Origin of the sequence: Lactiplantibacillus xiangfangensis, from assembly GCF_001438845.1 — a bacterium.
Taxonomy (GTDB): Bacteria; Bacillota; Bacilli; order Lactobacillales; family Lactobacillaceae; genus Lactiplantibacillus; species Lactiplantibacillus xiangfangensis.
In genome coordinates, this window is record NZ_JQCL01000089.1 from 33,045 (window position 1) to 57,345 (window position 24,301).

Annotated in this window: 26 protein-coding genes; 9 read left to right on the top strand and 17 right to left on the bottom strand. The window is 46.0% G+C overall.

The annotated features are described in order from the left end of the window. Nucleotides 1-39: 39 nt before the first annotated feature. The 3 genes from IV64_RS11445 to thrC form a co-directional block, all read right to left on the bottom strand. The gene (locus IV64_RS11445; protein WP_057707379.1) at nt 40-909 is read right to left on the bottom strand and encodes a hypothetical protein; all 870 of its coding nucleotides are present in this window, start codon (nt 907-909) and stop codon (nt 40-42) included. 264 nt (nt 910-1,173) lie between these two features. Continuing rightward, nucleotides 1,174-1,974 (bottom strand): Cof-type HAD-IIB family hydrolase, encoded by an 801-nt coding sequence (locus IV64_RS11450; RefSeq protein ID WP_057707380.1) that lies wholly within the window; start codon nt 1,972-1,974, stop codon nt 1,174-1,176. Nucleotides 1,975-1,989: 15 nt separating this feature from the next. After that, on the bottom strand, nt 1,990-3,483 hold the full coding sequence (gene thrC / locus IV64_RS11455) for a threonine synthase (protein WP_057707381.1): 1,494 nt from the start codon (nt 3,481-3,483) through the stop codon (nt 1,990-1,992). Between the two features lie 153 nt (nt 3,484-3,636). On the opposite strand from thrC, the gene IV64_RS11460 reads away from it, so the two are divergent. Continuing rightward, nucleotides 3,637-5,355 carry a glycoside hydrolase family 13 protein gene (locus tag IV64_RS11460; RefSeq protein ID WP_057707382.1) on the top strand — a complete coding sequence of 573 codons (1,719 nt, stop codon included), beginning with the start codon at nt 3,637-3,639 and terminating at the stop codon, nt 5,353-5,355. A 468-nt stretch (nt 5,356-5,823) separates the two neighbouring features. Here IV64_RS11460 and IV64_RS11465 read toward each other — a convergent pair whose 3' ends face one another. Beyond that, nucleotides 5,824-6,969, bottom strand: coding sequence for an ArgE/DapE family deacylase (locus IV64_RS11465; protein ID WP_057707383.1), 1,146 nt, complete (start codon nt 6,967-6,969; stop codon nt 5,824-5,826). 203 nt (nt 6,970-7,172) lie between these two features. Further along, a complete protein-coding gene (locus IV64_RS11470) occupies nt 7,173-7,490 on the bottom strand; it encodes a hypothetical protein (protein WP_057707384.1) in 318 nt (105 codons plus the stop codon). A gap of 198 nt (nt 7,491-7,688) precedes the next feature. Between IV64_RS11470 and IV64_RS11475 the strand changes: the two genes are divergently transcribed. The 3 genes from IV64_RS11475 to IV64_RS11485 all read left to right on the top strand — a co-directional run bounded on the left by IV64_RS11475 (nt 7,689) and on the right by IV64_RS11485 (nt 10,516). Then, nucleotides 7,689-8,333 (top strand): LVIS_2131 family protein, encoded by a 645-nt coding sequence (locus IV64_RS11475; protein ID WP_057707385.1) that lies wholly within the window; start codon nt 7,689-7,691, stop codon nt 8,331-8,333. A 263-nt stretch (nt 8,334-8,596) separates the two neighbouring features. Beyond that, complete coding sequence (locus IV64_RS11480) at nt 8,597-9,109, top strand: NUDIX hydrolase (protein WP_057707386.1); 513 nt, start codon at nt 8,597-8,599, stop codon at nt 9,107-9,109. 210 nt (nt 9,110-9,319) lie between these two features. Next, nucleotides 9,320-10,516, top strand: a complete 1,197-nt coding sequence (locus tag IV64_RS11485) for a MalY/PatB family protein (protein ID WP_057707387.1) — start codon at nt 9,320-9,322, stop codon at nt 10,514-10,516. A 99-nt stretch (nt 10,517-10,615) separates the two neighbouring features. Here the strand turns inward: IV64_RS11485 and IV64_RS11490 are convergent, their stop codons facing one another. From IV64_RS11490 to IV64_RS11505, 4 genes are all read right to left on the bottom strand, one after another. Next, nucleotides 10,616-10,798: a hypothetical protein gene (locus IV64_RS11490; protein WP_057707388.1), complete on the bottom strand. Its 183-nt coding sequence runs from the start codon at nt 10,796-10,798 to the stop codon at nt 10,616-10,618. 128 nt (nt 10,799-10,926) lie between these two features. After that, nucleotides 10,927-11,253 (bottom strand): hypothetical protein, encoded by a 327-nt coding sequence (locus IV64_RS11495; protein ID WP_057707389.1) that lies wholly within the window; start codon nt 11,251-11,253, stop codon nt 10,927-10,929. A 118-nt stretch (nt 11,254-11,371) separates the two neighbouring features. Further along, entirely contained in the window at nt 11,372-11,788 is a 417-nt protein-coding gene (locus IV64_RS11500) for a GtrA family protein (protein ID WP_057707390.1), read from the bottom strand. Nucleotides 11,789-11,865: 77 nt separating this feature from the next. Next, nucleotides 11,866-12,099 (bottom strand): hypothetical protein, encoded by a 234-nt coding sequence (locus IV64_RS11505; RefSeq protein ID WP_057707391.1) that lies wholly within the window; start codon nt 12,097-12,099, stop codon nt 11,866-11,868. A 209-nt stretch (nt 12,100-12,308) separates the two neighbouring features. Here IV64_RS11505 and IV64_RS11510 point away from each other — a divergent pair, with 209 nt between their 5' ends. After that, nucleotides 12,309-12,779, top strand: a complete 471-nt coding sequence (locus tag IV64_RS11510; RefSeq protein ID WP_057707392.1) for a universal stress protein — start codon at nt 12,309-12,311, stop codon at nt 12,777-12,779. Between the two features lie 117 nt (nt 12,780-12,896). Here the strand turns inward: IV64_RS11510 and IV64_RS11515 are convergent, their stop codons facing one another. From IV64_RS11515 to IV64_RS11540, 6 genes are read right to left on the bottom strand one after another with little or no spacing between them, the layout of a single operon-like run. Next, entirely contained in the window at nt 12,897-13,706 is an 810-nt protein-coding gene (locus tag IV64_RS11515; protein WP_057707393.1) for a hypothetical protein, read from the bottom strand. Then, the gene (locus tag IV64_RS11520; RefSeq protein ID WP_057707394.1) at nt 13,696-14,574 is read right to left on the bottom strand and encodes an ATP-binding cassette domain-containing protein; all 879 of its coding nucleotides are present in this window, start codon (nt 14,572-14,574) and stop codon (nt 13,696-13,698) included. Before IV64_RS11520 ends, IV64_RS11515 begins: the two co-directional genes overlap by 11 nt. After that, nucleotides 14,571-14,942 (bottom strand): GntR family transcriptional regulator, encoded by a 372-nt coding sequence (locus IV64_RS11525; RefSeq protein WP_057707395.1) that lies wholly within the window; start codon nt 14,940-14,942, stop codon nt 14,571-14,573. Before IV64_RS11525 ends, IV64_RS11520 begins: the two co-directional genes overlap by 4 nt. 31 nt (nt 14,943-14,973) lie before the next feature. Next, nucleotides 14,974-15,252 carry a hypothetical protein gene (locus tag IV64_RS11530; RefSeq protein WP_057707396.1) on the bottom strand — a complete coding sequence of 93 codons (279 nt, stop codon included), beginning with the start codon at nt 15,250-15,252 and terminating at the stop codon, nt 14,974-14,976. A gap of 22 nt (nt 15,253-15,274) precedes the next feature. Further along, the gene (locus IV64_RS11535) at nt 15,275-17,065 is read right to left on the bottom strand and encodes an FtsX-like permease family protein (RefSeq protein ID WP_057707397.1); all 1,791 of its coding nucleotides are present in this window, start codon (nt 17,063-17,065) and stop codon (nt 15,275-15,277) included. A gap of 30 nt (nt 17,066-17,095) precedes the next feature. Further along, the gene (locus tag IV64_RS11540; RefSeq protein WP_057707398.1) at nt 17,096-17,851 is read right to left on the bottom strand and encodes an ABC transporter ATP-binding protein; all 756 of its coding nucleotides are present in this window, start codon (nt 17,849-17,851) and stop codon (nt 17,096-17,098) included. 289 nt (nt 17,852-18,140) lie between these two features. On the opposite strand from IV64_RS11540, the gene IV64_RS11545 reads away from it, so the two are divergent. Continuing rightward, entirely contained in the window at nt 18,141-19,115 is a 975-nt protein-coding gene (locus IV64_RS11545; protein WP_057707399.1) for an asparaginase, read from the top strand. Between the two features lie 557 nt (nt 19,116-19,672). On the opposite strand, the gene IV64_RS11550 is transcribed toward IV64_RS11545, so the two are convergent. Further along, entirely contained in the window at nt 19,673-20,482 is an 810-nt protein-coding gene (locus IV64_RS11550) for an alpha/beta hydrolase (RefSeq protein ID WP_057707400.1), read from the bottom strand. Nucleotides 20,483-20,503: 21 nt separating this feature from the next. Next, on the bottom strand, nt 20,504-21,139 hold the full coding sequence (locus IV64_RS11555) for a carbonic anhydrase family protein (RefSeq protein ID WP_057707401.1): 636 nt from the start codon (nt 21,137-21,139) through the stop codon (nt 20,504-20,506). 177 nt (nt 21,140-21,316) lie between these two features. Between IV64_RS11555 and IV64_RS11560 the strand changes: the two genes are divergently transcribed. From IV64_RS11560 to IV64_RS11570, 3 genes are all read left to right on the top strand, one after another. Continuing rightward, complete coding sequence (locus IV64_RS11560; RefSeq protein ID WP_057707402.1) at nt 21,317-22,108, top strand: tyrosine-protein phosphatase; 792 nt, start codon at nt 21,317-21,319, stop codon at nt 22,106-22,108. A 199-nt stretch (nt 22,109-22,307) separates the two neighbouring features. Further along, nucleotides 22,308-22,916 (top strand): NADPH-dependent FMN reductase, encoded by a 609-nt coding sequence (locus tag IV64_RS11565; protein ID WP_057707403.1) that lies wholly within the window; start codon nt 22,308-22,310, stop codon nt 22,914-22,916. A gap of 15 nt (nt 22,917-22,931) precedes the next feature. Further along, nucleotides 22,932-24,206: an NAD(P)H-dependent oxidoreductase gene (locus IV64_RS11570; RefSeq protein WP_057707404.1), complete on the top strand. Its 1,275-nt coding sequence runs from the start codon at nt 22,932-22,934 to the stop codon at nt 24,204-24,206. The last annotated feature ends 95 nt before the right edge of the window (nt 24,207-24,301 follow it).

A 24,301-nucleotide genomic window follows, 5' to 3' on the forward strand; every position in this document is an offset into this window, starting at 1 on the left:
ATCCTTTCTAAAAATCATAATATCTAAAACCAACGATGCTTAGTCTTCGACGTCTTGATCGTCTGGAGCAGAAAATTGGTCGAGCTGTTCGCTGATGACGGTCTGCTGATCTTGAGTCAAGTGGTTTTCTTCAGTGTTATTTAGTAATTTTCGTAATTGTGAACGACAGTAGCGGGCAAAAGCTGGTTCCCAATCAATGGGCAATGGCACCTTAGTAGCTGCCTGAAGCTGATTGAACCAGATGAACGGTGTGTCACGGTTCCACTGACCATTTTGAATGGTTGGAACGTGTAACCGAACAATTTCCGTGTGCTGACTAAGTAATTGGAGATTTTGTGCGATCGACGCCAGTGGGTAATCCGAGCTAATTTGGTCTGCGGGCAAAAGGACCCCGGTTGGCCGTAAGCGCTGTGAAAAAAGTCGGAAGTTTTTGAGGTTACTTCTGACGGAGTAATTTTGAAGGCCCCATAGTTGTGGCCAAACGCTGTCGGACTTTGAAAGCTGGTGGTACGTCGTTAGTAGGGAATTATTAGCGTGAATCATTAAATAGTCAGAGATCTGTTCATCTAAAGATGACTGGTTATCGAAGGTCGCTAAGCTGATTGGCGTATGCGCGTGTTTGGTCGTGACGCTCTGCCACTGGGCTAGGGCGCCGGGTAATAACACGTTGTTTTCACGTAAATTCAAGACATAGCTGTGCTTAGCAGTTGGTAACTGTGGTTTATCTTGAACGGTGATAGCTAAAGCGGCTAATTTTGACTGGTGGTCGGCCGTCAATTCTTGATCTGCGGTTAATTGTAGGTTCGTTGTGACACCCGCAAATCGTTGGGCCTCAATGGCAGCACCTAGTTGAAATAATCGGTCCCAAGAAATGGTTTCATTGGGGACGATATTAATAAGTAATTGCATTTTTTTCGGCTCCCGAATAAATTTTGTTATGAATTTAAGTTAAGTAACATTACGTTTAATTAACTCATATACTATAAACCTTGTAAAGGGGTGGGAACAACCTGAATTTTGGTTGATGGACCAGCCTCAGAAGGTATTTGGCACGTTTGGATTAATTGACTAACTTCCGAGAGGGACAATTTCGAGTGGATTTTCGTTTTAAACTGGTTAGTCAAAGAGGTCTCCCGCATGAAATTTTTCATACGGAAGACCTCTTGATCCGGATTACAATTTGAAATACTTTTCCAAGAAGACGGCAACGCCATCTTCGTCGTTACTAAGTGTCGCGTGCGTCGTTGCCGCTTTAACGGCAGGAATGGCGTTGGCCATTGCGACGCCCACTTTAGCGGCGGTTAACATGCCGAGGTCATTTTCCTCGTCACCGAAGGCCATCAGTTGGTCAAAGCCTTCATCGAAGTGTCCGAGTAGGGACTTTAAGCCGCTGGATTTATCAGTGTGTGGTGGCAAGAATTCCAGCAAGGTGCGCCGTGACGGGACCACGTGAAAGAAATTAGTAATACTAGTAGGCAGGCTAGCCTGAATCGCTTTGGCGTCCTTACCGGCACTGACGACTTTCCCGAACTGAGTATCCGCAGGGAGGTCGGCAAAGTTGACATTTTGAAATGGCATTAGCCCGTTAATGAAATCCTCGTACGGCGATTTGCCAAGGTCCATGATGGAATAAACTTGTTGCAAGTCGATTACGTCTAAATGGAAGCCATTTTTTTGAGCGTTTTCAAATAGTGGTTGTAAGTCTGCCTTAGTGACACTGGTCCGCGCAAGAATTTTACCGGTCGTAGTTTGTTGAACCAGTCCGCCGTTAAAAGTAATGGCGTAGTCGTCCGGTTGGGTTAACCCTAACTGTTTTAAAAATGGTTGGATGGCCTTGATGGGGCGTCCCGTACACAAAACAATTCGTTTGCCATCAGCGTGAAGTTTTTTTAAGATGTGCTCGGTTCGGGGCGCAATCGTCTTATCAGACGTCAGCAGCGTATTATCTAAATCTAAAGCAATGGTCGTAATCATATCCTGTCACACTTTCTACCTAAGTTTTAAAATGGTCTTGATCGTGGTACCCATTGTAGCCGGATCGGTGACTTGGTCATGTTTGACGGTTGCTTGCCGTAAATTTTCGACCGTAGCCGGGATTGGCGTTTGAATGAGGTCGTGGAGTTGGTCGACCGCGGCTAGGCCATCCACGTCCACGGGATGGCCAGTAATGGCGCGTAAAACGGCCTGTGGGAACTTATAGGGACTCGCCGTAGAAACGATCACCATCGGACGTTTATCCTTAGTTGCTTCCCGGTACTGGGTCGCAACGGCAGTGGCCACCGCCGTATGGGGATCAATCGTATAATGGTGAGCCTTGTAAACGTGTTGGATGGCTTTCTGGTCCTGATTTTCAGTAACGAACCCAGCCCAGAAGTCTTTAACCATGGCACGCATTGTTGGTGTCAGTGTGTAGTGACCAGTGGATTTAAGATCAGACATTAATTTAGCCGTTGCAACGGGGTCGCTACCCGTGAGGTAAAAGACGAGCCGTTCCAAGTTGCTAGATACGAGAATGTCCATCGAAGGCGAACTGGTTAAGAAAAATTCGCGGTTCTTATTGTAGGTTCCCGTATTGAAGAAGTCGGTTAAGACGTTGTTACGGTTAGAGGCGCAAACCAGTTTTTGGATGGGTGTCCCTAACTGCTTAGCGTAGTAACCGGCTAAAATATCGCCGAAGTTCCCCGTTGGCACGCTGAAATTGACTTCGTCACCGTTGTGAATCTGTCCTTGCTTGATCAGTTGCGCATACGCGTAAACGTAGTAGGCGACTTGTGGGAAGAGCCGGCCAATGTTGATGGAATTAGCGCTGGAGAATTGGAACTGGTTAGCTGCCAGTTGGGCGTGTAAATCAGGATCGTTAAGTAGTTCCTTGACCTTTGTTTGGGCTTCGTCAAAGTTACCGTTGATGGCGACGACGTAGGTGTTAGCCCCCGCCTGGGTAATCATTTGTTGTTTTTGAATGGCGCTGACGCCATCTTTAGGGTAGAAAACGATAATTTTAGTCTGAGGAACGTCAGCAAACCCAGCCATGGCTGCTTTACCAGTATCACCAGAGGTTGCGGTCAAAATAACCACTTCCGACGTCAGCTGATTTTTCTTGGCGGCGGTCGTCATTAAGTGGGGCAGAATCTGAAGGGCTAAATCCTTAAACGCGATTGTGGGACCGTGAAATAGTTCAAGGTAGTAGGGTTCGCCGTGTTTTTTAACCGGCGCAATGGCTGGGTCGTCGAACTGGTCACCGTAAGCGGCATCGATACAAGCGTGCAACTCGGCTGGCGTGTAGTCGGTGAAGAACAGCTTTAAGACCTCGTAAGCTACTTCTTGGTAAGACATGGTTGCGAGTTGATCAAAGTCAAAGTCGGCCCGTGGTAATTCGACCGGCACAAATAGGCCGCCGTCGGGGGTTAACCCTTGTAAGACAGCTTGTGAGCTAGTCATGGTGTGGCTTGCAGTTTCACGGGTACTGCGATAAAGTGTTTCCATGGATGAACGTCCTTTCAATTGATTTTGTCTAAATCATACACTAAATTATGTTGGAATGGGGGCCTTTTCCACAAATCTCCGGGGACTTACCGGAGAATGGCGATTACGACTAGCAATAAATGTAACCGTTTTCTATACAAAGGAGTTTTTAATATGTTATTGGCAGGAATTTTACACCGACCAGAAAGTGAAGATACGGCCATTTTGGCTGATCATTGCGTCACAATTCGTTTAAAAACGGCGTTAGACGACGTTGCTAAAATTGAAATGATTTATGCAGATATGTATTTATGGCAGGAAGGAACCCCGATGCAAACAACTGAAATGCACCGTGGTCTAGCCACGCAAAGTAATCAGTACTGGACATTGGCAGTGACGATTCCAACGAATCGACTGATCTATGGATTTCGGATTACTGACAAGTCGGGGCAGACGATTGGCTATGGCGACGACGGCTTCTTTGATGACCAGGCGACTAATTGGGCCGTGGCTGGACATTACTTCCATTTACCCTACTTACACGTTAGTGACGCGGAGTTACCACCGGAATGGGTCAAGAATACGGTTTGGTATCAGATATTCCCCGAACGGTTTGCCAACGGTGACGTAACCAACGATCCCGCTAACGTGACGGCGTGGGGGCAAGGCCCCGTTCGCCGTGAGTCGTTTTATGGTGGTGATTTAAAGGGCGTGATCGATCATTTAGACGACTTGGCCGATTTAGGGATCAACGGGTTGTACCTCTGTCCCATCTTTACTTCGCCGTCTAACCACAAGTATGATACGATCGATCACTTTGAAATTGACCCTCACTTTGGCACCAAGGCTGATTTTCAGGCCTTAGTCGATGGTGCACATGAACGGGGCATTAAAGTTATGCTGGATGCCGTGTTTAATCACTTTGGGGAACAGTCGCCACAGTGGCAAGACGTTATTAAAAACGGTCAACAATCCCGATTTGCGGACTGGTTCCACATTCATGGGTGGCCAGTTGGACGTGATCCGCAGACGCACCAATTAAATTATGAAACGTTTGCAACCGGGGCGGCCATGCCAAAAGTGAACACGCAAAATCCAGCGGTGCAAGATTACTTGATCAGCGTCACGAAATACTGGGTCGAGCAATTCGGCATTGACGCTTGGCGTTTTGACGTTGCCGATGAAGTCGACCATGGCTTTTGGCGGAAACTCTGCGGGGCGTTACGGGCAGTCAAACCAGATATCTATTTATTAGGTGAGGCTTGGCACAGCAGTCAAGCGTTGGTCAATAATGGCCAGTTCAACGCGGTGATGAATTATCCGTTGACACAGCCGATTCCGGCCCTGTTTAACCACGAGCTCAGTCTAAAGGAATACGTTGGTAAGACTAACTTGCAATTGACGCAATACCGATTGCCTAACCAGCAAGCGATGTTTAACGCGATCGATACTCATGACACGCCACGGTTATTGACGACTTTGAATGGGGATGTCACCAAGTTGCAGGCTGCGTTAACCTTACTGATGTTGTTACCCGGGAGTCCTTGTTTGTATTACGGGACCGAAGTCGGGGTCGCCGGTGGGGCTGATCCGGACAACCGGCGGTGTATGAATTGGCAGCCGAATGCTGATGAACTAGCGTTAAAGGCGTTTGTCAAGCAACTTGTTGGATTTCGACGGGCACATGCGTCGGCGCTGGCGAGTGACGAGTTGAGCTGGAAGATTGAGGGGCAGTGCTTAACCTTAAACCGTCAAAGCGCAACTCAGTTGATCAGCGGTCGGTTTAATTTAGGAACCACCGCAGTTGCAGCTAGTGCCACACCGGCTGTACTGAGTGTGGGCGTCCATGAGCATCAATTGTTGGCTGGTGGTTTTGAGGTTAGTATCAATTAAAAACTAAAGGTTGAAAAGTCTAAAATTGCGATTGACGCCGTAACGGTAGTGATAGTCATTCCTAAATTATCCGCTCCATCGGGTAGCCCTAGTGTGCTATGGGGGACGGTCGCAGCCATAGTGCGGTCTGCAACCTCGGTGCAAAGCCGATAACCCGCGTCTTTGCATCGCCCTGCAAGATTGGCAGATAAGAAACGCCTGCCAATCTTGCCGACACAGCACACCAAGGCTACCCGACTGCGCTAAAAACAGATTTACTGTTTTGATTTGGATAATCGGAGGTCATCAGTGGCAACCGGACTAACTTCCAGGTAGTTAATTTGTATTAGTCTAAACACTGATACAACAGTAATCAATCTCTAAATTTAACTTTCAACCTTTAGTTAAAAATAAACAAATCGTGCGGTAAACCTAAAGTGGGCTTACCGCACGATTTGTTTAGCATGACACTTTTTGAGAACCACGTAATTACTTCAAATAGGTGACGAACAGTTCTTCGTATAAGTGGATGAAATCAAGGTACATCTGTTTGTCGATATTTTCGTTGACCTGATGGGGTGTTTGGTTACCGGGGCCAAACATGATAAATGGAAAATCAGGGCCCTTGTCCTTTAATAAGTTGGATGCATCGGTCACAGCGGGAATGGCGAGTTTAGGAATTGGTTGGCCGGCGTAGGGTTCTCCCAATTGAACGGCTAAATCACTGAGTTTGGTATCCTTGGGTGATTCAACGGAAGGCTGCGACATGAAGACGTCCATGGCGAGGTTTGCACCTTGTTCATTTTGTTGGTCGACAAGTTTTTGAAGGGTTGCAATCGCGACGTCGTTATCGAATTCAGGAATTGAGCGAATATTGATATCAGCCTCGGCGCTGGCAGGAATCGAATTCACCTGGTCACCGCCATTGACCACGGTGGCGTTAAACACTAATGGGCCCATCAAAGCGTTGGTTAACGTGGATTCCCGGAAAGTGTGGTTGGCGTGATAAAGCACTTCGAGCAGCGGGTCCAAGGCGTTGTAACCTTGTTCTGGCATTGAGCTGTGGGCGGCTTTCCCGGTTGACGTGAGTTTAATATCAATTGACCCCTTGTGAGCAAAAGCGACGTTATAGCCGGATGGTTCGCCAATCAACAGGGCGTCGACGTCGTTCATCGTGCCCGCTTCGTAAAAGTTCTGGGAGCCGGTCTCGCCGACTTCTTCAGCAATTGTTGCCATCAAACGAATTTTGCCGTGCGTCAAGGTATGAGCGGCGTTGATTTCAATCATGGCAATGACCATGGCAGCCAGACCGGATTTCATGTCCGTCGCACCGCGACCATAGAGGCGACCGTCACGTTCAGTTAAGGTGAAGGGATCACTATCCCAAGCATCTAGGTCACCCGGTGCTACGACATCCATGTGTCCAGAAATTCCTAAGACGGGGCCGGTGGTGCCAATTTCCGCAACCAGGTTAGCACGCCCTTCACTGATAGGCATCAAACTTGATTGAATCCCGTGGTCAGCTAATAATTGTTGTAAGTACTTTGCCACTTCTGCTTCGTTGTCGTTGACCGATTTGATCTTAACGAGGTCACTAAAAATCTTGATTTTTTCTACGTCTGTAAATACTGCCATTACGATTCCTCCTTAGATAAGACAAGTTTAACTCACGTTATCAGTTTATGAGTTGAAAAGGGTCGTTTGTTTTTACTGAACAGAATCGCTATCTGACTAAGACAAGGTGGATGAACGGCCTTGTGAGGAACGTTACGATTAAAAAGCATTTGAAGCCACAAAAAAAGTCTAGGAACTTGTCCCAGACTTTTGTGGTTGAATCATTATTTAGCTGCGGCTGGTTTGATAGCGCGACCTTGAATAAATTCGATAACGATCAAGACAACGTAGCAGATCAAGATGATCCCTAAGAGGTTGGTCGTTTGAACCGTACTTGATAACCAGTAGTATTGCCAGTTCTGGTTATTAAAGACCCACCAAACGAGTAAGCCGGCAATTAAACCTAAGGTATTCATAATTGCAATAAAGAAAATATTGCCGTTTTGTTTTTGGCCTGCCCAGTAAGCGGACAAAATCGCCATCCAAACACCCCAGACGATTAAGCCAACCACAACAACCCAATAAATAAGTGATGCGATCATTGGTAATCCTTCTTTCTACAAGTTAATAACATTATTTTACCATGAATTCGATTACATTTGTGAGACTTCAGTGATTTTTTTCACAATCAGAGGCGTTTTAAACTGACGATATTTTGAGAGGATGACTTGTTATTTAGGGGTGAATTATTTACAATTAGGTCATAATAATAATGTAACAGGGAAAGGGTTGGCCTATCAATGACTTCTGCGTGGAACTGGATTGGAATCATTGCTTGGATAATTGTCTTGGTACTGGTTGTGTGGGTATTTCATAATATCCGTGTTCGCCGGATTAAAATGATTGTTGAACGCAAGCACACGTTTGAATGGAACAGTTTATTCATTACGATTGGTGAGCTGATCATTAGTATCGGTTTGCTAGCTGGTATGGGCTACGCAACGTTTAATCATCAAGTCGATTTGACCGATGCTAAAGGGGTTAAGGTCACTTATAAGTACGAGCCGTTAGTCTTAAGGGTCGGCAATAATGGTTCGGCTTCTTATTACGTTGCGGTGGACCGTGGAACGAAGGACAAGCCGGTGCATATTTATCATTACTGGATCAACGGGGCCAAGTACACCGTTTCTAGTAATAAGGCAACGGTGGTTAGCGATTTGAAACAGGTTAAAGTGGCGGACGCGGGAATTCCGTGGTCACAAAAAGCTTTAACTAAGATGGATCGGCATCACGAGCAGGCGTACGTGGTCAAAATGACTGCAACGTACAAGCCTAATTTTTGGAACGGCCTAGGGATCCACGTTGGCCATCAGGCGATGACCCGGTGGTTAATTCGCGTGCCTGCACAATCATTTATCAATACAACGGATATTCAAACTCAATAAGACGTTAAAACGACTACGGGAAATTATCCCGTAGCCGTTTTTTTGACAGTAGAGACGGGCAGGCGGTTGATTGTTCTTAAAATACGGCTCAGTTAGATCAGTATAGACCGGGGTTCAATGTTAAAAATAGAAAATATTTATTATACGACGCTTTTTTACTATGGTTATTTTTATAATGAGGTAAAATGAATGTGTTATATTTTTATAGAATGATTAGTTTATCTGTTTAATCTTAATGATGAGCGATAGAAGGAAGCGAACCAATGATTAGCGAACAAGGCACACCGCTATTCGTTTGTGGCATTATCGGTGATCAGCAAACGATGATCGTAAATAAATGTTTAACGGGACCATTTAAAAACCGTTATGATTTGGCAACCGCACCACTGACACCAGGGGTTGCACTAAGTATGACAGTAAGTCATATTACCAAACTACAGACTGGCTTAACGACTGTGATTGCGCAGCAACTCGGTACGGTTCAGTTTGAGTTACCCACGTTAGTGTCACTTGGTCTGCCAATCATGATGGTTAATATTTTTTATTTATTAGAACCGGTGGGCGGGCAACTATTGACTGAGCGTCCGGCTTATACAACGGCTTTATCAGCTGGGGCCGTCCGGGTGCCACTGACTCAGCTTAACTGGCGCAACAGTTCACCGGCTGTGATGCAGGCTAAGCGTTTTTTAATGACTGGGGCGTTTCCGGTCGCGGATCAGTTAGTAACGGCTTACACGTTGTCAAAACAGGCACCTTGGGATAACGAGGTCCGCTGACGTTTCTGAGTTGGTTGACAATTGCTGGTGGCCGGTGTACGTTAAAAACAGCTTAAAATGAGATGATGATGAGAAAAACAGTGGTACGACTTAGGTCACGGTCGCTATGAAAGCCCGGGACGAGTCCCAGGCTTTCTTTAGTCCTTTGGAACCTGTTAGAAGTCGGTGATGCACTGCTTTGGGTCTCTCCTCGTGAAAGGAAGATTTTTAATGGATCAAGCGACGTTTATTGAACAATATGCGACTAACCGTGCCAACACGAATTCTTTGAAGTGGGATGCGCTGGACGAACGTTATGGTAATCCAAACCTCATTGCAATGTGGGTCGCCGATATGGAGTTTAAGGTGCCCGAACAAGTGACGGCCGCCCTAACACAACGGGTTGCCCATGGAATTTATGGGTATTCGTATACGCCGGACAGTTATTACCAAGCCTTCATGAATTGGGAGCAAGCGCGTCACGGCTTGACGTTGCAAAAGGACTGGATTCGGTTTGGTTCGGGAGTCGTCAATTCGCTGTACGCCTTAGTGAATACGTACACTCAGCCAGGGGACGGTGTGCTGATTTTAACGCCAGTCTACTACCCATTCTTTAACGCCATTCAGGACAATCATCGGCAATTAGTGACCTCTGAACTCCACAATGATCAGGGACACTACACGATTGACTTTGAGGACGTGGAAGCAAAGATTAAGGCCAATGAAGTCCGGCTATTTATTCAATGTTCACCCCATAATCCAGTGGGTCGCATCTGGACGCCGGAAGAGGAAACCAAGTTATTGGCGTTATGTGAGCAGTACGACGTGTTAGTGGTTTCGGATGAAATTCATCAGGACATCGAAATTGACCGGGAGCAACACCCGTTTGTTTCAGCGTTAAGTATTGCAAACGGTCGTTTTGCTGACCGGGTGATCGTGCTCAACGCGCCGTCCAAAACGTTTAATTTAGCTTGCTTGCTGAATTCCCACGTCATTATTCCAAACGAAATGTTACGGGCGCAATATGATGCCAAAATTAACCGTTTGAGCCAGACAGAAGTTAACGTGTTGGGCCAAACGGCAGGGCAGGCAGCTTACGAGTACGGCGCGGAATGGTTGGACCATATTTTAGCCATTGTGCGGGATAATTATCATTATCTGAAGTCTCAATTAGCTGAACATGCGCCTAAGATCACGATTGCTGATCTTCAAGGGACGTACTTGACCTGGTTAGATCTCCGAGCATACGTTCAGCCCGAAGCAACGCGTCAATTTATTCAGGACCAGTGTGGATTGGCCGTGGACTATGGTGAGTGGTTTAGTGCTGCGGATCAGGGCTTTGTTCGGCTGAACTTGGCCACGGATCCTAAATATGTGCACAAAGCCGTGGATAACATCGTAACTTGTATCGCGCAAGCCAGTCGTTAGTGACTTGAATGCGGATCCAAGTTTAACAACAAAAAACCGTCGCCGTATGAAAACTTCACACGGCGACGGTTTTTGTTGTTAAATTTCAAGAACGCATAGTTAACGAGATTTGTTGGTTGCGGTGCGTTGCTTCAGAAGCCGGCGCCGGTTGATCTGGCGCCGGATGAAGGAGTAAGCAACCATGGCCAGGGTTAATAACGCAGTGATAACGGCGGCTTTAATAAAACCAAACAGCCAAAAGAAAACTGCGATTGCGAGTGTACAATAAACAATTAAAAACATGGGGGCCCTCCTTCTTTCGATACACGTTAATTAATTTATAACTCTATTGTAGCGACTAAAAATAGCTATCCCGTGATCGAAATTTGAATTTTCTGTTAAATATGCGCCCCATGGTTGACGGTGACGATTTAATGGCGGTAGTGGCGATTCATGCGCCGTTCGTTGGCTTGATCTAATTGGGTCGCGGTCAACTGGTAGGTCGTGGCCGCCGTTAACTTGGCAATGCCGGCGTTGAGCGCGCCTAGCTGATCTTGATCTGCGACAGTTGGTTGGAGCTTTAAAGCGAGTTGGGTCAGTAGTTTAAGTTCGGGGGCTAGCGTTTCTTCAACTTGCTGATCATATTGGTGTTGGGTGAGGCTGTGCGTTTGCCAGCGGTTGACACGGCTTAATAAGCTGAATAATTGATTGGTTAAAACGGTGACGAGGTAGTCACTCTCTGGAGCGGTAAGGGTCATTTTCAATTCCTCCTAGAACGTTTTTTTCTATTGTAAACTGAAACTGACCTTAAGAGAATGCTTAAAACTAAACGCAGGCTCAAAATGACAGTTTTGCCATTTTGAGCCTGCGTTTAATTTAAACATCGCGATCTTTGAAAATAAACAATTTACTGAAAAACCAGTTCAAAACGACGATTAAAACTTGATCAATCAATTTGACGATCAAGTCGTTGCCGTGTAAGAAAGAAATCCCGACAATCATGATACCCTGGTCCACAAAATAGCTTAATAAGCGGAACCCAAAGAAAGATGTGGCTTCCTTTAGGCGTGCGCGGACGGTCGGGGTCTTAGCGTCGAAAACCCATAACTTATTGGTCACATAGGCAAAGAGTACCGATAAGAACCAAGCGAACGTGTTGGCGATTAAGTATGAGCAGAACATGTTAAAAATCCAAAAAACGAGATAGTTGACGACGGTCGTTAAACCGCCAAAAAATAAGTAAGCTAGCACGCTTTTGTAACGGTGCCAGAGATGCTGCAATTGTTGTCCCATGTTTAAAATTAACCCTCACTCACGGCTTGTTTGATAAGTTTTATCCTACCATAAAAGTGCGTGAAGAAATAATTAGATTACGGTTTTGCGAGATGTGTGACGGTTGATGTGAATTGATGGCGGGCCTGACTAAGATCAGTAAAGTGTGTCACCTCAATGACGGTTGCGCCTAGCAACGTCAGGGCAGTGACCTTTAACGTGAAGTGCCGCTGATGTCGATTGGCTACTAGTGTCACGCGGTAGCTAAGTTCCTCATTAACGGTGATGGTTTGACTGGTAATGATGCCCGGTTGAATGTTTAAAGCTAACACAGAACCGCCTCCCCCATAGATTAGTTACATTGTAGGTGCTACGTGTAAATAATCGGCGCCGTTTGTGTAAATGTTGTGTAAAACTGATCAGCAGTGGTGACCGGGTTCGTTACTTAACGTTCCCAAACATCTTGGGGATGGAAATGACAACGCATTCAGGCGCGATAAATGGTAAAATAAAGGTAGTAGATGGAAAGGGTGTGGCGTAAATGTTACAAGAATATACGAATATTTTAGTTCCCTTGGATGGTTCCAAACAGGCGGAGGTTGCTCTCAACAAGGCGGTTGCGGTTGCTAAGCGTAACGAAGCACACGTTGATGTCCTAGCCGTCGTCGACCCTGGCCAGTTTGGGTATAACTTAGCCGGTTTAGCCGATGGCGACATTACTTACCAGCTAGTTCAGGATTCCGAAGCCTACTTAAAAGAGACCGTTGCTAAAATCAAAAAAGACGGGTTTGAAGATATCGATTTTCATATTCGCATGGGCAGTCCGAAGCCAATTATTTCGCAGGACTTCGTTGCTGATCACCACAATGATTTAATCATGATGGGCTCGACCGGCCTAAATGCGATGGAGCGGGTCTTAGAAGGGTCTGTAACGACTTACGTACAACGCAATGCGTTGACGGATGTTATCGTGGTTAAGACCGATTTGATGAACACCCAAGTGACAAAGTAATTTAAACGGATAATTGCGATGCCCTAGTATTTATAGGGATAGCAATTCCGAAATAGTCAAATAAAAACGTCTTCTATCAGTCATGAAATGACTTGGTAGAAGACGTTTTTGATTTGATTAATTTTTAACTTTTAGTAGTTGGTTAAAACCGTATGCGATGGCGGCCATGATGGCACCGCCAATCAGCATAGTGATCATTGGAACGGCCGGGCTGAAGGAACCTGCAATGGCAGGCTCGTGTTGCGGGTATCCAATTAAGAACTTGAGTAAGTTGGCTAGCCACGTGAAGTCATAATGAACCTGTTTGTCGGCGCTGCTATTGCCAACGAAACCAATCAGAAAGATGGCAACAACGGGGACGACAACGATTACGATACGTTGGCCCCACTTACTCAGGAGGGCCAGTCCGCCACCGATGGCCATGCCGGTTATCCCAGTAGCAATGAAGAAAATAATGGTAAATAGGAGACTAACCAAAATGTTGATCCAAACATTACTCCCGAAAAAATTGCCGTACAGACTGTAAGGCGTCTTCATTAACGCTGCGTGGGCACTGATGCCCCAAATTGGCGCGGAAATGGCGTAACGGTAAAAGGCAGCAAACAGTTCACCAATCACGGCAATGATGGCGGTGGTGACAATCTTTGCCGCCCAAAAGGTTTTCCGTGAAAGCCCGTTTTGGATGAATAGTTTGAAGTTGTCGTAAGTTAACGAATCATAGAGAAAGATAAAAGCACCAATCAAGAAGCCCCAGCTGAAGTTTGCAATCGTATTGGGCAGTGAAAAATCGCTAAGGTTACCCGAGACAACTGCTAGTATGAACGGGATGATTATGAAAATGGCAATTACGGCCAAAAATGCTTCACCAAGCGCTTTAAGCTGATTCATCAGTAGGTAGCGGGTCGTTACGCGTAATTTAGTTGACATATGCGGTGGCTTCCTCCTTGGTGTTCGTTAAAATGACGAACAATTTTTGTAAATCAAGGTGATCGACTTTAACGGTATCGGGAATTGGCCGGTCGTTTTCTAGTGCCCCGTAGACGTAGTGAGCGGTGATACCACCCAAATGGTCTTCGCCGACGATGTTCAGATTAGCGGTGTAGGCTTCCACGTCCGTTTGTGGTCCGGAAATCGTGTAGGACTTGGCTAAAATATCGGGCACTTCGCCGTTAACGATGATGTGATGGTCGTTAAGGACAAAGACGTGTTCGATTAAATTAGCGATTTCTTCGATCAAATGAGTTGAAATCACGAACGTCCGCGGCTGGTCACTGTAAGTTTCAATCAGTTCTTGGTAGAAGAGTTCACGGTGATTAGCATCTAATCCTAAGACTGGTTCGTCTAGGAAGACATAGTCGACGGGCACACACAACGCAATAATCAACTTGAAAATTGACCGGTAACCGGTTGAAAGCTTTCCGAAACGAGCGTTAATGTCGAGTCCAAAGGCGTGCACTAACTTTGCCGCGTAGGCATCATTGAAACCACCGTACAATAAGCGGGTCGTTTTGAACAAGTTCTTGACCCGGCTTCGCTCGGGGTACATGTTTACCTCACTCATGAGGTAAATTTTGCCTAGCGTGTGGTCGTTATCGTGCATCGATTCGCCATCCAGCGTGACGGTACCGTGGGTTGGTCGAATGCGATTACTAATGATGTTTAAAAGTGTACTTTTACCGGCACCGTTACGACCAAGTAACCCGTAAATCTTATTAGGTTCTAGGGTTAAGTTTAGGTCCTCTAAAATCGTATGGCCATGAAATGATTGTTGTACGCCTTGAACTTGAATGCTCATGATGCGGAAAACCCCCGTTCGATTAGTTTGGCTAATTCTGCTTGTGTGATGTGGAGTTTTTTAGCTTCACTCACCAATTTTTTAACGTAATCGGTATAAAACTGGTCACGTCGTTTTTCGACAATTCGGGCCTGGGCACCGGCAATGACGAACATGCCAACGCCACGCCGTTTCTCAATTAGGTTGGCATCAACGAGGATGTTCATTCCTTTGAGCACGGTTGCCGGGTTAATATGAAATTCTTTGGAGATTTCGGTCGTCGAAGGGATTTGTTCGCCCTCAACGAAGGTCTGCGTGAAAATTGCTTCTTCAATTTGATCCGCAACTTGCAAGTAGATCGGCTCCGTACTATTAAAGTTGAACTGCATTTTCTTCACCTCATTGCAGTGTGACTAACCGTTATTTCGTGGCGACCTTATGGTGGCGTGACACTTGCAATTGTTGTTCTGTACGGTCGATGCGGGCCGCAACCCAGCTCGATAGAAGGAGGAGGCTGCCGAGAACCGCCAACAAAATGTCTTGGTGTTCCAAGGGCATTAAGTTGGCCAACAACACGTTAGTGCCCACCCAAAGTAGGGGCATCAGCGTTCCTAACCAAAATGCTTGGCGGTTAGCGAGAACGTAACGGTGCAGCGGTGTAATAACGATTAATAAAGCGACTAATCCAAAGTATACCATGATTCATTCCTCCTCCAAAAGGTTATTGTAAAACGATTCTGCGATAGATTGTAACGGTCAGTAAGTAGTAGAGCAGGTACAAGCCGGCAAAAATGACGAATGGTAACCAAATGCCGGTGTACGGTGAAACGACCATCAAAAACTTGAACATTTGTAAACCGAAGAGCACGTGAATAACACCGACAATGCCAGGTAAGATGAAGAGTACGGCGATTTCCTTATTAATTGCTCCCCGCAATTGTTGGTGCGTCGTCCCAATCTTGTCTAGCATGGCGTAACGATGTTTGTCAGCATCCGCGCCTGAGAGAATCTTGAACATTAAACAACTTGCTAACATGGCAAGAAATGCGATTCCTAAGAAGAGTCCCATGAATTCTAGGCCGGAATACATACCGTTAATCATCACGTAATTCCCGTAACGACCACCGAGCATGTTGTCAACTAAGCCGTGGTCACGCTGACCTTGAACTTTTGCAAGTCGTTTTAAGGCTGGGAGGTGTTGCGTGACGTCGTTAGTCGCAAAGACGGTTAGGCTGTGTTCGGGTTGTGCCAGTTTTTGGTAATCCTTAGCACTTAAGAATACGTTGGCCTTATTTTGGCTCTGACTAGCTTGTAACTGTGATAATTGGTAGCTTGCTGGGGACTTGCTGAGTTGCTTTGCGTCGTTCGTTTTTCGTTTAAAGTTCAGTTGGTTCTTCCCCTGCATATTAATCGTAGTAAACGGGTGCTGGTCAAATTCGGTTGCTTGGTAATAAACAGCTTTCTTGTCCGTTTTAAAGTGGTACGTCACGTTGGTGGTTGGTTTTAAAGCGGTAACTTGTTGTTTTTCTGCCGTCGTCGCGTTAACGATTCCCATGTCGTAGGCGTTGCTTGACGCGGCCAGTTTAGGTGTTTGGGCGTGGAAGCCCATGCCGACAGTAATCGCACCGAGCGCTAAGGCGAATAGCATGGCGACGATTGATAACATTTTTGTATAGTTACGAATTCTAAAACTGAGTTGGGATAACGTAAAACTGTTCAAACCGCGCTGTGCAAATGGCAGGCGTTTTAACCCAACCATCAACCAAACGAAGATGGCGTTGAATAGGAAGTAGGTCCCTAATACGATCGTGACCAAAGCAATGCCGATACCGGCAAGTTGTAACGTGTCCAGGTGGGCCATGGACCAGTAGCCAATTGCGATGGCAATTAAGCCAACGATAATTTCAAGTAGTTGACGCGCTGGTTTTAAGCGGGGCCGGTTAGGCTGATCGTTACTGTGTAATAACTTAAGGGCTGGGGTTTTGGTTAAGGTTACTAGGTTAAACAGACCGGCAAGCAGGAACAAGCCGACGTAGAGCAATAAGGTAATGCCGGCAGCTGGCAGGTACCAAGCTGAGAGGTGATGTAACGTTAAATCCATACTGCTGATCAACAGGCGGCTAATGCCGGCGGTTAGGGCAGTCCCAAAGATGATTCCAATGACGGTCGCAACGACACCGACGAGTAACGTTTCAAGCCAAATCAGTTGACCAATTTTACTCTTACGAGCCCCAACTAACATGAACAAACCGTAGTCGCGCTTACGCATACTGAGTAAAAATGAGTTGGCATAACTGATGTAGACCAGTGTAATAATGGTTAGCAGAACGGAGCCAAATTGGAAAATGATCCCGACCATGCTAATGCCCGTGTTTTGTTTTAAAAAGTCGTGGTTAGTGGCGAGGGCTTCAAACATGTAGAAGATCGCGCTGGACATGATTAACCCGGAGAATAGGACCAGGTAGTCACGCCAGCGGTTTTTGAAGCCGGTCAATGCAAGTTTAGTTAACATAGTAGAAAGTACTCCTTTTTTGCGGCGGGTTTACTGTTCAAAGGTCCCGAGGTTATCCAGAATCTGTTGATAAAAATCACTACGGTTCATTTCTCCACGGCGTAATTCTTGGCCGATCCGACCGTCTTTGATGAAGAGAATCCGTTGGCAGTAGCTTGCGGAAAACGGATCGTGGGTAACGAGCAGAATGGAGACGTTTTGGTCGTGATTGATCTTGGTGAAGAGGTCCAATAACTCGCGGGCTGACTTGGAATCTAAAGCCCCGGTCGGTTCGTCGCCGAAGAGCATTGCGGGTTCGTTAATCAGTGCCCGGGCGGCGGCGACTCGTTGCTTTTGACCACCTGATAGTTCGTTAGGATAGTTCGTCAGGAAGTCTTGAATCCCAAGTTGGGTCGCAACGTTTTCCACAGCGGGACGAATCTTCTTAGCAGGAACCTTTTGTAAAGTTAATGGCAACGCGATATTTTCATAAGCCGTCATTGTTTCTAATAGGTTGAAATCTTGGAAAATGAAGCCAATTTCTTTTGCTCGAAAGTCGGCCAGTTGGTTCCCTTTCAAATGGGTAATGGGTTGCTGGTGAATCGTTACTTCGCCACTAGTTGGTTGGTCTAACGTTGCTAACATGTTTAACAAGGTCGTTTTACCAGAACCGGAAGCGCCCATGATGCCGACGAATTCACCTGGTTGAACTGAAAAGTCGATGCCTTTTAAAGCCTCGTACTGTTTGGTGCCAGCTTTACCATAGGTTTTGTGTAAATCACTGACCGTCATAATTGGTGTTGTCATTTTTAAAACTCCTTTAATTGCTTGTTAGTTTGTTGCTTGGTTAGTTGCTTATGTAACTAACTATAAAAGCAACGGACCAAACTGTCAACTGTTTTCGGTGGGCGTTGAGGTAATTGGTGGGTTAAACGTTGATAGGTCAATGTTTTTAATTGTTACACCATTGGTGTGCGATGAGGGATGGACGCAATGTGGAAACTAACCTGATTTTAATTGCATTCTGATTGGGGCTAGCCTAAAATTACCAGTACTGAGTTAGGTCGAAAAGGCAGTTAATAGGAGGAAAAGAAACTTGAAAAAGATATTAGTTCTACATACGGGTGGGACGATTGCGATGTCCGCAGATGCTTCGGGGAACGTGGTTCCGGGCGCTGAAAATCCGTTAGATCAGTACCAAAGTTCATTTGGTGCGGATATTCAACTTGAAACGGAAGACGTCTTTAATTTACCATCGCCACACATCACGCCAGAACGGATGCTAGCGTTGAAGCAACGCATTGATAAAGCGGCCCATGAAGGCGTAGACGGCGTCGTTGTGACCCACGGAACCGATACATTGGAAGAAACGGCGTATTTTCTAGACTTAACGCTGCCTAACGAGTTGGCGGTTGTTGTGACCGGTGCGATGCGTTCAGCTAATGAGATTGGGTCGGATGGCCTGCATAATTTGGAGACGGCGATTCAGACGGCTAGTTCGCCGGATGCCGCTGATAAAGGTGTTTTAGTTGTGATGAATGATGAAATTCATTCGGCACGGTACGTAACGAAGACCCATACCACCAACGTGGCGACGTTCCGGACACCGACTTTTGGTCCGATTGGGTTAGTTGCCAATCACGGCGTAGTCTTTTTTGAATCCTTATTGCGTTCCACGGTTTGCCCAATTCAAACGGTGACGGATAACGTCTTTTTGATTAAGGCTTACGCTGGGATGGGACCAGAGTTGTTTGAAGCCATCGCGCAACCAAGTACGCACGGCGTTGTCATTGAAGCGTTAGGTGCGGGGAATATGCCACCGGCCACGTTGCCAGCAATTCAAAAATTGTTGGACATGAATATTCCAGTGGCCTTAGTTTCACGGTGCTTTAATGGGATTGCACAGGACGTCTACGCCTATGAGGGTGGCGGCGTTCAGCTGAAACAGATGGGCGTTATTTTCTGTCAGGGATTAAACGGGCAAAAGGCGCGCATTAAATTATTAGTAGGTGTCAGTGCTGGAATGTCCGCCGATGAATTGGCGCGATTTGTGGCTACGGCAAACTCTTAATTGAACGTTAAATTTAGAAATTGATTACTGTTGTGTCAATATCTAGACTAATCTTAATTAGCTACCTGTGAGTAGTTATTCCGGCTGCCACTGATGACATGCAGTCGTGGGACCGGGGCGAGCCAAAGAGCGGTCTCGCCCCTCGCCCGGAACACTTGCAAAAAAACACAATTGTTCCGGACCGTCCGTGGTCTAAGACCGGAAAATCACCGGTCAAAGACCACTTTCACGACCGATGTCATCAGTGGCAACCTCCGAGCATCCGATTAGCGTCACATTTATCATAGGCAACTTCCAGCTATGTTGAGGTTGCTGACAAATTTAACCGGTTTATTTTAAAATAATCTTAGCGTAGCCGGCAGACCGCTCTCTGTCTGCAGCCGACCCCATGGCCCACTGATTCTGCCGGCGAAGCGTTGAAAATTGCTGATTTTTTGACGATAAGCGGTGCCATGACAGCGCTTAAATTAGTTCCAGTGATTCAACCTTAAATCAATAGCGGGTAACACTGATGACAATAATGTCGTCGGTGTTACCCGCTTTTTTTGATAAAACGATTATTGGTTGACTAGGTTTTGCCGAACTAGTCGTGCCACGTAACTTTCCTGTAGGAGGTTGCCGTGGCTAATGTCTTTGATGTTAACGGTCATTTGTGTGTAGCGACCGGCAGTGTTCATGAATAACTTACCGCCGGCGGTCACGCTGGTTAACGGGACAACGTTGTCATTACCGCTGCTCGTATCGCCGGCAACGTTAACGACTGCGTGCAATGATTTAAAGTGCGCTTGAGCTTTAAGCAACGGGTCGTAGAGTTCGTGGTCGGGATGATCTTCATCCGTCCCCAAAAATGGGGTACCCACTAACATGAGATCGTGAATCGGCAGGGGCTTGGAACTAGTCAGTCCCGCGATGTAGCGGCTCCAAATTAGCCCGCCGTTTGAGTAGCCTAAGGCGTTGGCCGTTTTTAGTTTAAATTTTTTTTGAAGATAACGCATGACTTTTGCCAGTCCGTTAGTTTGAGTCATGATGTTGGCATTCGTATCCGTACTATTTTCAAAGAAGACAACGATCAAAGCGTCATTGAGATTAGTTCCCTCAACGCGGTTTTGTTTGACTTTGATAGCTTGGCTGTTCGTCACGGTCACGTTAATGACCGGATGCTGATGCTGGGCGTTGAGTGACTTAATAATGTCGTCAAAATTATTAGGTGTGCTATTACTACCAGCAATCATAATCAGCGGCCGGTTTTGTTGGGTTATGACGTGGCTCGTTTGGTCACGTTTGAGCTGGGTGGCAAGCCCTAAGCCAATGATCAGCAGCAGGAAAGCCCCGCATGCAATCAATCCCCATATTACTTTTTTAGGCATACCCTCACCTCGATAGGTCGTTTAGAATCGTTCAGCTAAGACGGCACGGTCGTTTAACGGTTGAATCGCGCGGTGATTAGCTTTAAATAATTGTTGGTAGGCGGCTAATTGCTCTTTACCAAGCATGACGGTGTCGGCACAAACGTACCATTCAACGGTTTCACTCAACGGCGGCGTGGTCAGAGAGCCTAAGTAGTGGTAGACCGTTCCGGTGGTTGGCAATAAGTCGCTTAAATCGATAGGCTCAGTCAAGTCGTGGCTGGCATTGGGCGTCAGTTGATCTAGTAACTGCTGAAAGCTGGTGTTCGGTTTACCGACACGCCCAAAGACAGCGACGACGGCAAGCTGGCCACTAGCACTTTGATGAACGAGGTGCCATTCAATGGGGGCACTAGTACCATCGAGGGTGTGTTCTGCGGGCGTGTGAAAATGGATCTGTTGAAACTTAAAGTCCCGGTCGTTTAGGTAGGCCATACCGTTTCCAGAAGCTTTGAGCGTCGTGGCTTCCCCCGTAATGTGGTTAGCTTGGTAAAGGCCGCGCCAGCTGATGGCGGAAAGCTGTGACGGGATGGCGTCTGCGGTTGTAATGGCAATCGGTGACTGTCGGGTTTGACCAACGAAGTCCCAGTCGGCCTGAGTTGAATAATCTAGTGGCATAAAAAAACTCCTTTAATATTTAGTGGATTGCACGTAAACATGCATCTATGTAAACCGTCCAATTCTATTTTCTCACGGTCAAAAGCTTTGTCAATTAATGGTGTTTCTTTCTTCGACCTGTTTGGTAGCAATGTTAGAATAGAAGTAAGACATTTAATAGAAAAGGTGGCCGTAATAATGACACAGAACCGTATTTTGACCATGGAAAAGGGCATCAATTTTCGCGAAATGGGTGGGTACCAGACCAAAGATAGCAAACAAACGAAGTGGCACAAAGTAATTCGTACGGGAAGCCTCAGCGACTTGACCGCGACCGATCAAAGCTTTTTGGATCAGTATGGTGTGCGCTACGACATCGATTTCCGTTCACCTCAAGAAGTGCTGGACGCGCCTGACCGGGTTCCTGGTAACGCTAAGTACGTCTACGCGCCAGTGTTTAACGTTGATGAGACGAAGAACTCGGACGGCAGTGATAAGATGACGGCCAACCTAGAAGAACATCCCGACAGTGGTTTCCGGCACATGTTGAAAGTTTACCGCATGATCGTGACGGAACAGCACGCCAAAAATGAATACCGTCGTTTCTTTGATAATTTGCTAGCTAATGATAAGCCAGACGACGTTTTACTATTCCACTGTACTGCGGGTAAAGACCGTACCGGGATGGGGGCCGTTTTCTTATTGACGGCGTTAGGCGTTGACTTTGAAACGATTAAGTCGGACTACTTGTTGACCAACGTGGCGTCAGTGGATCGCATTGAAGGTGCAACGAAGGCGGCTCAAGCTAAGGGTGCTTCGAAAGAAACGGTCGATAGTTTACGCGCACTTTGGTCAGTTGACCCGGCTTATCTAGACGCTGCGATGACCGAAATCAAGCGTCAGTCTGGGAACTTGTCCCACTACTTACGGACCGAATTAAAATTAACTAAAAATGAAATTACGGATTTACAACGGTTGTATTTGGAATGATTTTCTAGTGGTTACTTAATGAGCAGTGGTAATTAAGACTTAACTTTAATAGCGGTAGACTTTCGGGTGATTTCCCGTTAACATGTAGTTGTAACCGCTTAAATATTTTTTGATTTATATCGTGAAATCACTTACAATATAGATAATGATTCGAAAATGATATAATTTTAGACTATTTCTTATGAAGGAGTTGTTTTAAATGCATAAATTTATCGCGATGGTCGGAACCAACTCGACCGAATCAACTAACCGCAAATTATTGCAGTACATGCAAAGTCACTTTGCTGACCAAGCTGAAATTGAATTAATGGAAATTAAGGACTTGCCAATCTTTAATAAGCCTGAAGACAAAAAGGTTCCTGCGCTAGCGCAGAGCATGGCGGATAAGATTTCTGATGCTGACGGGGTCATTATTAGCACGCCAGAATATGACCATTCGGCACCAGCCGTTTTAATGAACGCCCTCGAATGGCTTTCATTTTATATCCATCCGCTGGTTGATAAACCCGTTATGATTATTGGGGCTTCGTACGGTTCTTTAGGAACATCACGGGCCCAAGCGCACTTGCGTCAAATCTTAGATTCACCTGAACTACGGGCGCGGATCATGCCAAGTTCTGAATTCTTATTAGGACATTCCTTACAAGCGTTTGATGACGCGGGCAACTTAGTAGACGAACAAAAAGTGGCTAAGCTTGACGGCTTATTCGCAGATTTCCAAGTTTTCGTTGAAATTACCCAAAAGTTAACGCATGCGAATGCCGCTAACAAGCAAGAAGTTCGGGATCTTGACTGGGATAAGTTATAGAAGGGAGTTAAACTCATGAAATTAGTTGGAATTGCGGGCTCAGTTGAAGATCATTCTTACAACCGGACCTTATTAAAATTTATTGCAAACCATTTTAGTGACATGGTTGACGTTGAAATATTGGATATTCAAGATGTCCCAATGTTTAATCAGAGTGATGACCAAACTGATGGGGAAGCCGTTCAATACTTAAAGCGCAAAATCGAAGGTGCTGACGGGGTCATTATCGCCACACCAGAACATAATCACACCATCACGGCGGCTTTAAAAAGTGTGATTGAATGGTTGTCATTCAAGATTCACCCAATGTCCGGCAAACCCGTTATGATTGTCGGAGCTTCATACTATGACCAAGGTTCATCACGGGCACAGTTGAATTTACGTCAGATTTTGGAATCACCCGGGGTCGACGCCGTTGTGATGCCTGGTAATGAATTCTTATTGGGCGACGTTAAACAGGCGTTTGACGATCAACACAACCTCAAAGATGACCGGACGATTAGCTTTTTAAAGGAAACTTTAGGCAAGTTTATCAAGTTTGTTAAAGTGATTAACTCGATGAACAAGAAGGCTGATGACGATGACTGGCAGAGTGAAGATCTTAATGCAACGGGGAGTGTACCGACGACTATTAAAGGCCTGAACATGCACGCCGCTGACTGGGTCGACCAAGCCACTGCAAAGACGAACGCGGTCACTGGTAACACCTATGTCCGGTTGGACTGTGGGGTTTTGACGGTCGACCAGTTGAATTACTTCCTTAATTCAATGCCAATGGAACTGACCTTCGTGGATGCGAATAACCAGTTCTTATACTATAACCACCAGACTGACGCCAAGAACATGTCAGCTTCCCGGAAGCCAGCACAAGTTGGAAATCCACTCGCTGACTGCCATCCAAAGCGGGCGATTCCTCACGTTAAACAAGCAATTCACATTTTACGGACGGGCAAGACGGACTTATTTAAGCTTCCCGTACCAAGCAACGGTGATAAGTGCGATATGCACTATTACCAAGCGATGCACAATGATAAAGGCGAATTCCAAGGGGTTAACGAATTCGTATTGGATATCTTACCAATCGTTAAGTACTACCTTGGCTTAACTGGCCAAAAGTTAGTTAAAGATCCGAATGCTAAGACTGATGCCGTTTCAGGTGCTTCATCTAAAGCAACGACACCTAAACCTGACGAAGTTTCAGGCGCTTCAGCTGATACCGATGAGGCACCGGTTGAAAAGAGCGAAGCACCAGCAGTTGATGAAGTTTCAGGCGCATCAGCTAACGATTAAATTTAATAATGAAAGCAGTCACTCGCAAAATTGCGGGTGGCTTTTTTTGTGGCTGCTGGTTGGAAGGCTCGTAAATCAGTGTTAGGACAATGTTC

Coding starts and splice junctions, on each gene's coding strand:
- IV64_RS11535 (WP_057707397.1), bottom strand. CDS start 17,065: ATGTTAACTAAACTTGCATTGACCGGCTTCAAAAACCGCTGGCGTGAC.
- thrC (WP_057707381.1), bottom strand. CDS start 3,483: ATGGAAACACTTTATCGCAGTACCCGTGAAACTGCAAGCCACACCATG.
- IV64_RS11450 (WP_057707380.1), bottom strand. CDS start 1,974: ATGATTACGACCATTGCTTTAGATTTAGATAATACGCTGCTGACGTCT.
- IV64_RS11475 (WP_057707385.1), top strand. CDS start 7,689: ATGACTTCTGCGTGGAACTGGATTGGAATCATTGCTTGGATAATTGTC.
- IV64_RS11490 (WP_057707388.1), bottom strand. CDS start 10,798: ATGTTTTTAATTGTTTATTGTACACTCGCAATCGCAGTTTTCTTTTGG.
- IV64_RS11570 (WP_057707404.1), top strand. CDS start 22,932: ATGAAATTAGTTGGAATTGCGGGCTCAGTTGAAGATCATTCTTACAAC.
- IV64_RS11565 (WP_057707403.1), top strand. CDS start 22,308: ATGCATAAATTTATCGCGATGGTCGGAACCAACTCGACCGAATCAACT.
- IV64_RS11520 (WP_057707394.1), bottom strand. CDS start 14,574: ATGAGCATTCAAGTTCAAGGCGTACAACAATCATTTCATGGCCATACG.
- IV64_RS11470 (WP_057707384.1), bottom strand. CDS start 7,490: ATGATCGCATCACTTATTTATTGGGTTGTTGTGGTTGGCTTAATCGTC.
- IV64_RS11510 (WP_057707392.1), top strand. CDS start 12,309: ATGTTACAAGAATATACGAATATTTTAGTTCCCTTGGATGGTTCCAAA.
- IV64_RS11445 (WP_057707379.1), bottom strand. CDS start 909: ATGCAATTACTTATTAATATCGTCCCCAATGAAACCATTTCTTGGGAC.
- IV64_RS11500 (WP_057707390.1), bottom strand. CDS start 11,788: ATGGGACAACAATTGCAGCATCTCTGGCACCGTTACAAAAGCGTGCTA.
- IV64_RS11550 (WP_057707400.1), bottom strand. CDS start 20,482: ATGCCTAAAAAAGTAATATGGGGATTGATTGCATGCGGGGCTTTCCTG.
- IV64_RS11555 (WP_057707401.1), bottom strand. CDS start 21,139: ATGCCACTAGATTATTCAACTCAGGCCGACTGGGACTTCGTTGGTCAA.
- IV64_RS11495 (WP_057707389.1), bottom strand. CDS start 11,253: ATGACCCTTACCGCTCCAGAGAGTGACTACCTCGTCACCGTTTTAACC.
- IV64_RS11525 (WP_057707395.1), bottom strand. CDS start 14,942: ATGCAGTTCAACTTTAATAGTACGGAGCCGATCTACTTGCAAGTTGCG.
- IV64_RS11530 (WP_057707396.1), bottom strand. CDS start 15,252: ATGGTATACTTTGGATTAGTCGCTTTATTAATCGTTATTACACCGCTG.
- IV64_RS11480 (WP_057707386.1), top strand. CDS start 8,597: ATGATTAGCGAACAAGGCACACCGCTATTCGTTTGTGGCATTATCGGT.
- IV64_RS11515 (WP_057707393.1), bottom strand. CDS start 13,706: ATGTCAACTAAATTACGCGTAACGACCCGCTACCTACTGATGAATCAG.
- IV64_RS11485 (WP_057707387.1), top strand. CDS start 9,320: ATGGATCAAGCGACGTTTATTGAACAATATGCGACTAACCGTGCCAAC.
- IV64_RS11465 (WP_057707383.1), bottom strand. CDS start 6,969: ATGGCAGTATTTACAGACGTAGAAAAAATCAAGATTTTTAGTGACCTC.
- IV64_RS11560 (WP_057707402.1), top strand. CDS start 21,317: ATGACACAGAACCGTATTTTGACCATGGAAAAGGGCATCAATTTTCGC.
- IV64_RS11460 (WP_057707382.1), top strand. CDS start 3,637: ATGTTATTGGCAGGAATTTTACACCGACCAGAAAGTGAAGATACGGCC.
- IV64_RS11540 (WP_057707398.1), bottom strand. CDS start 17,851: ATGACAACACCAATTATGACGGTCAGTGATTTACACAAAACCTATGGT.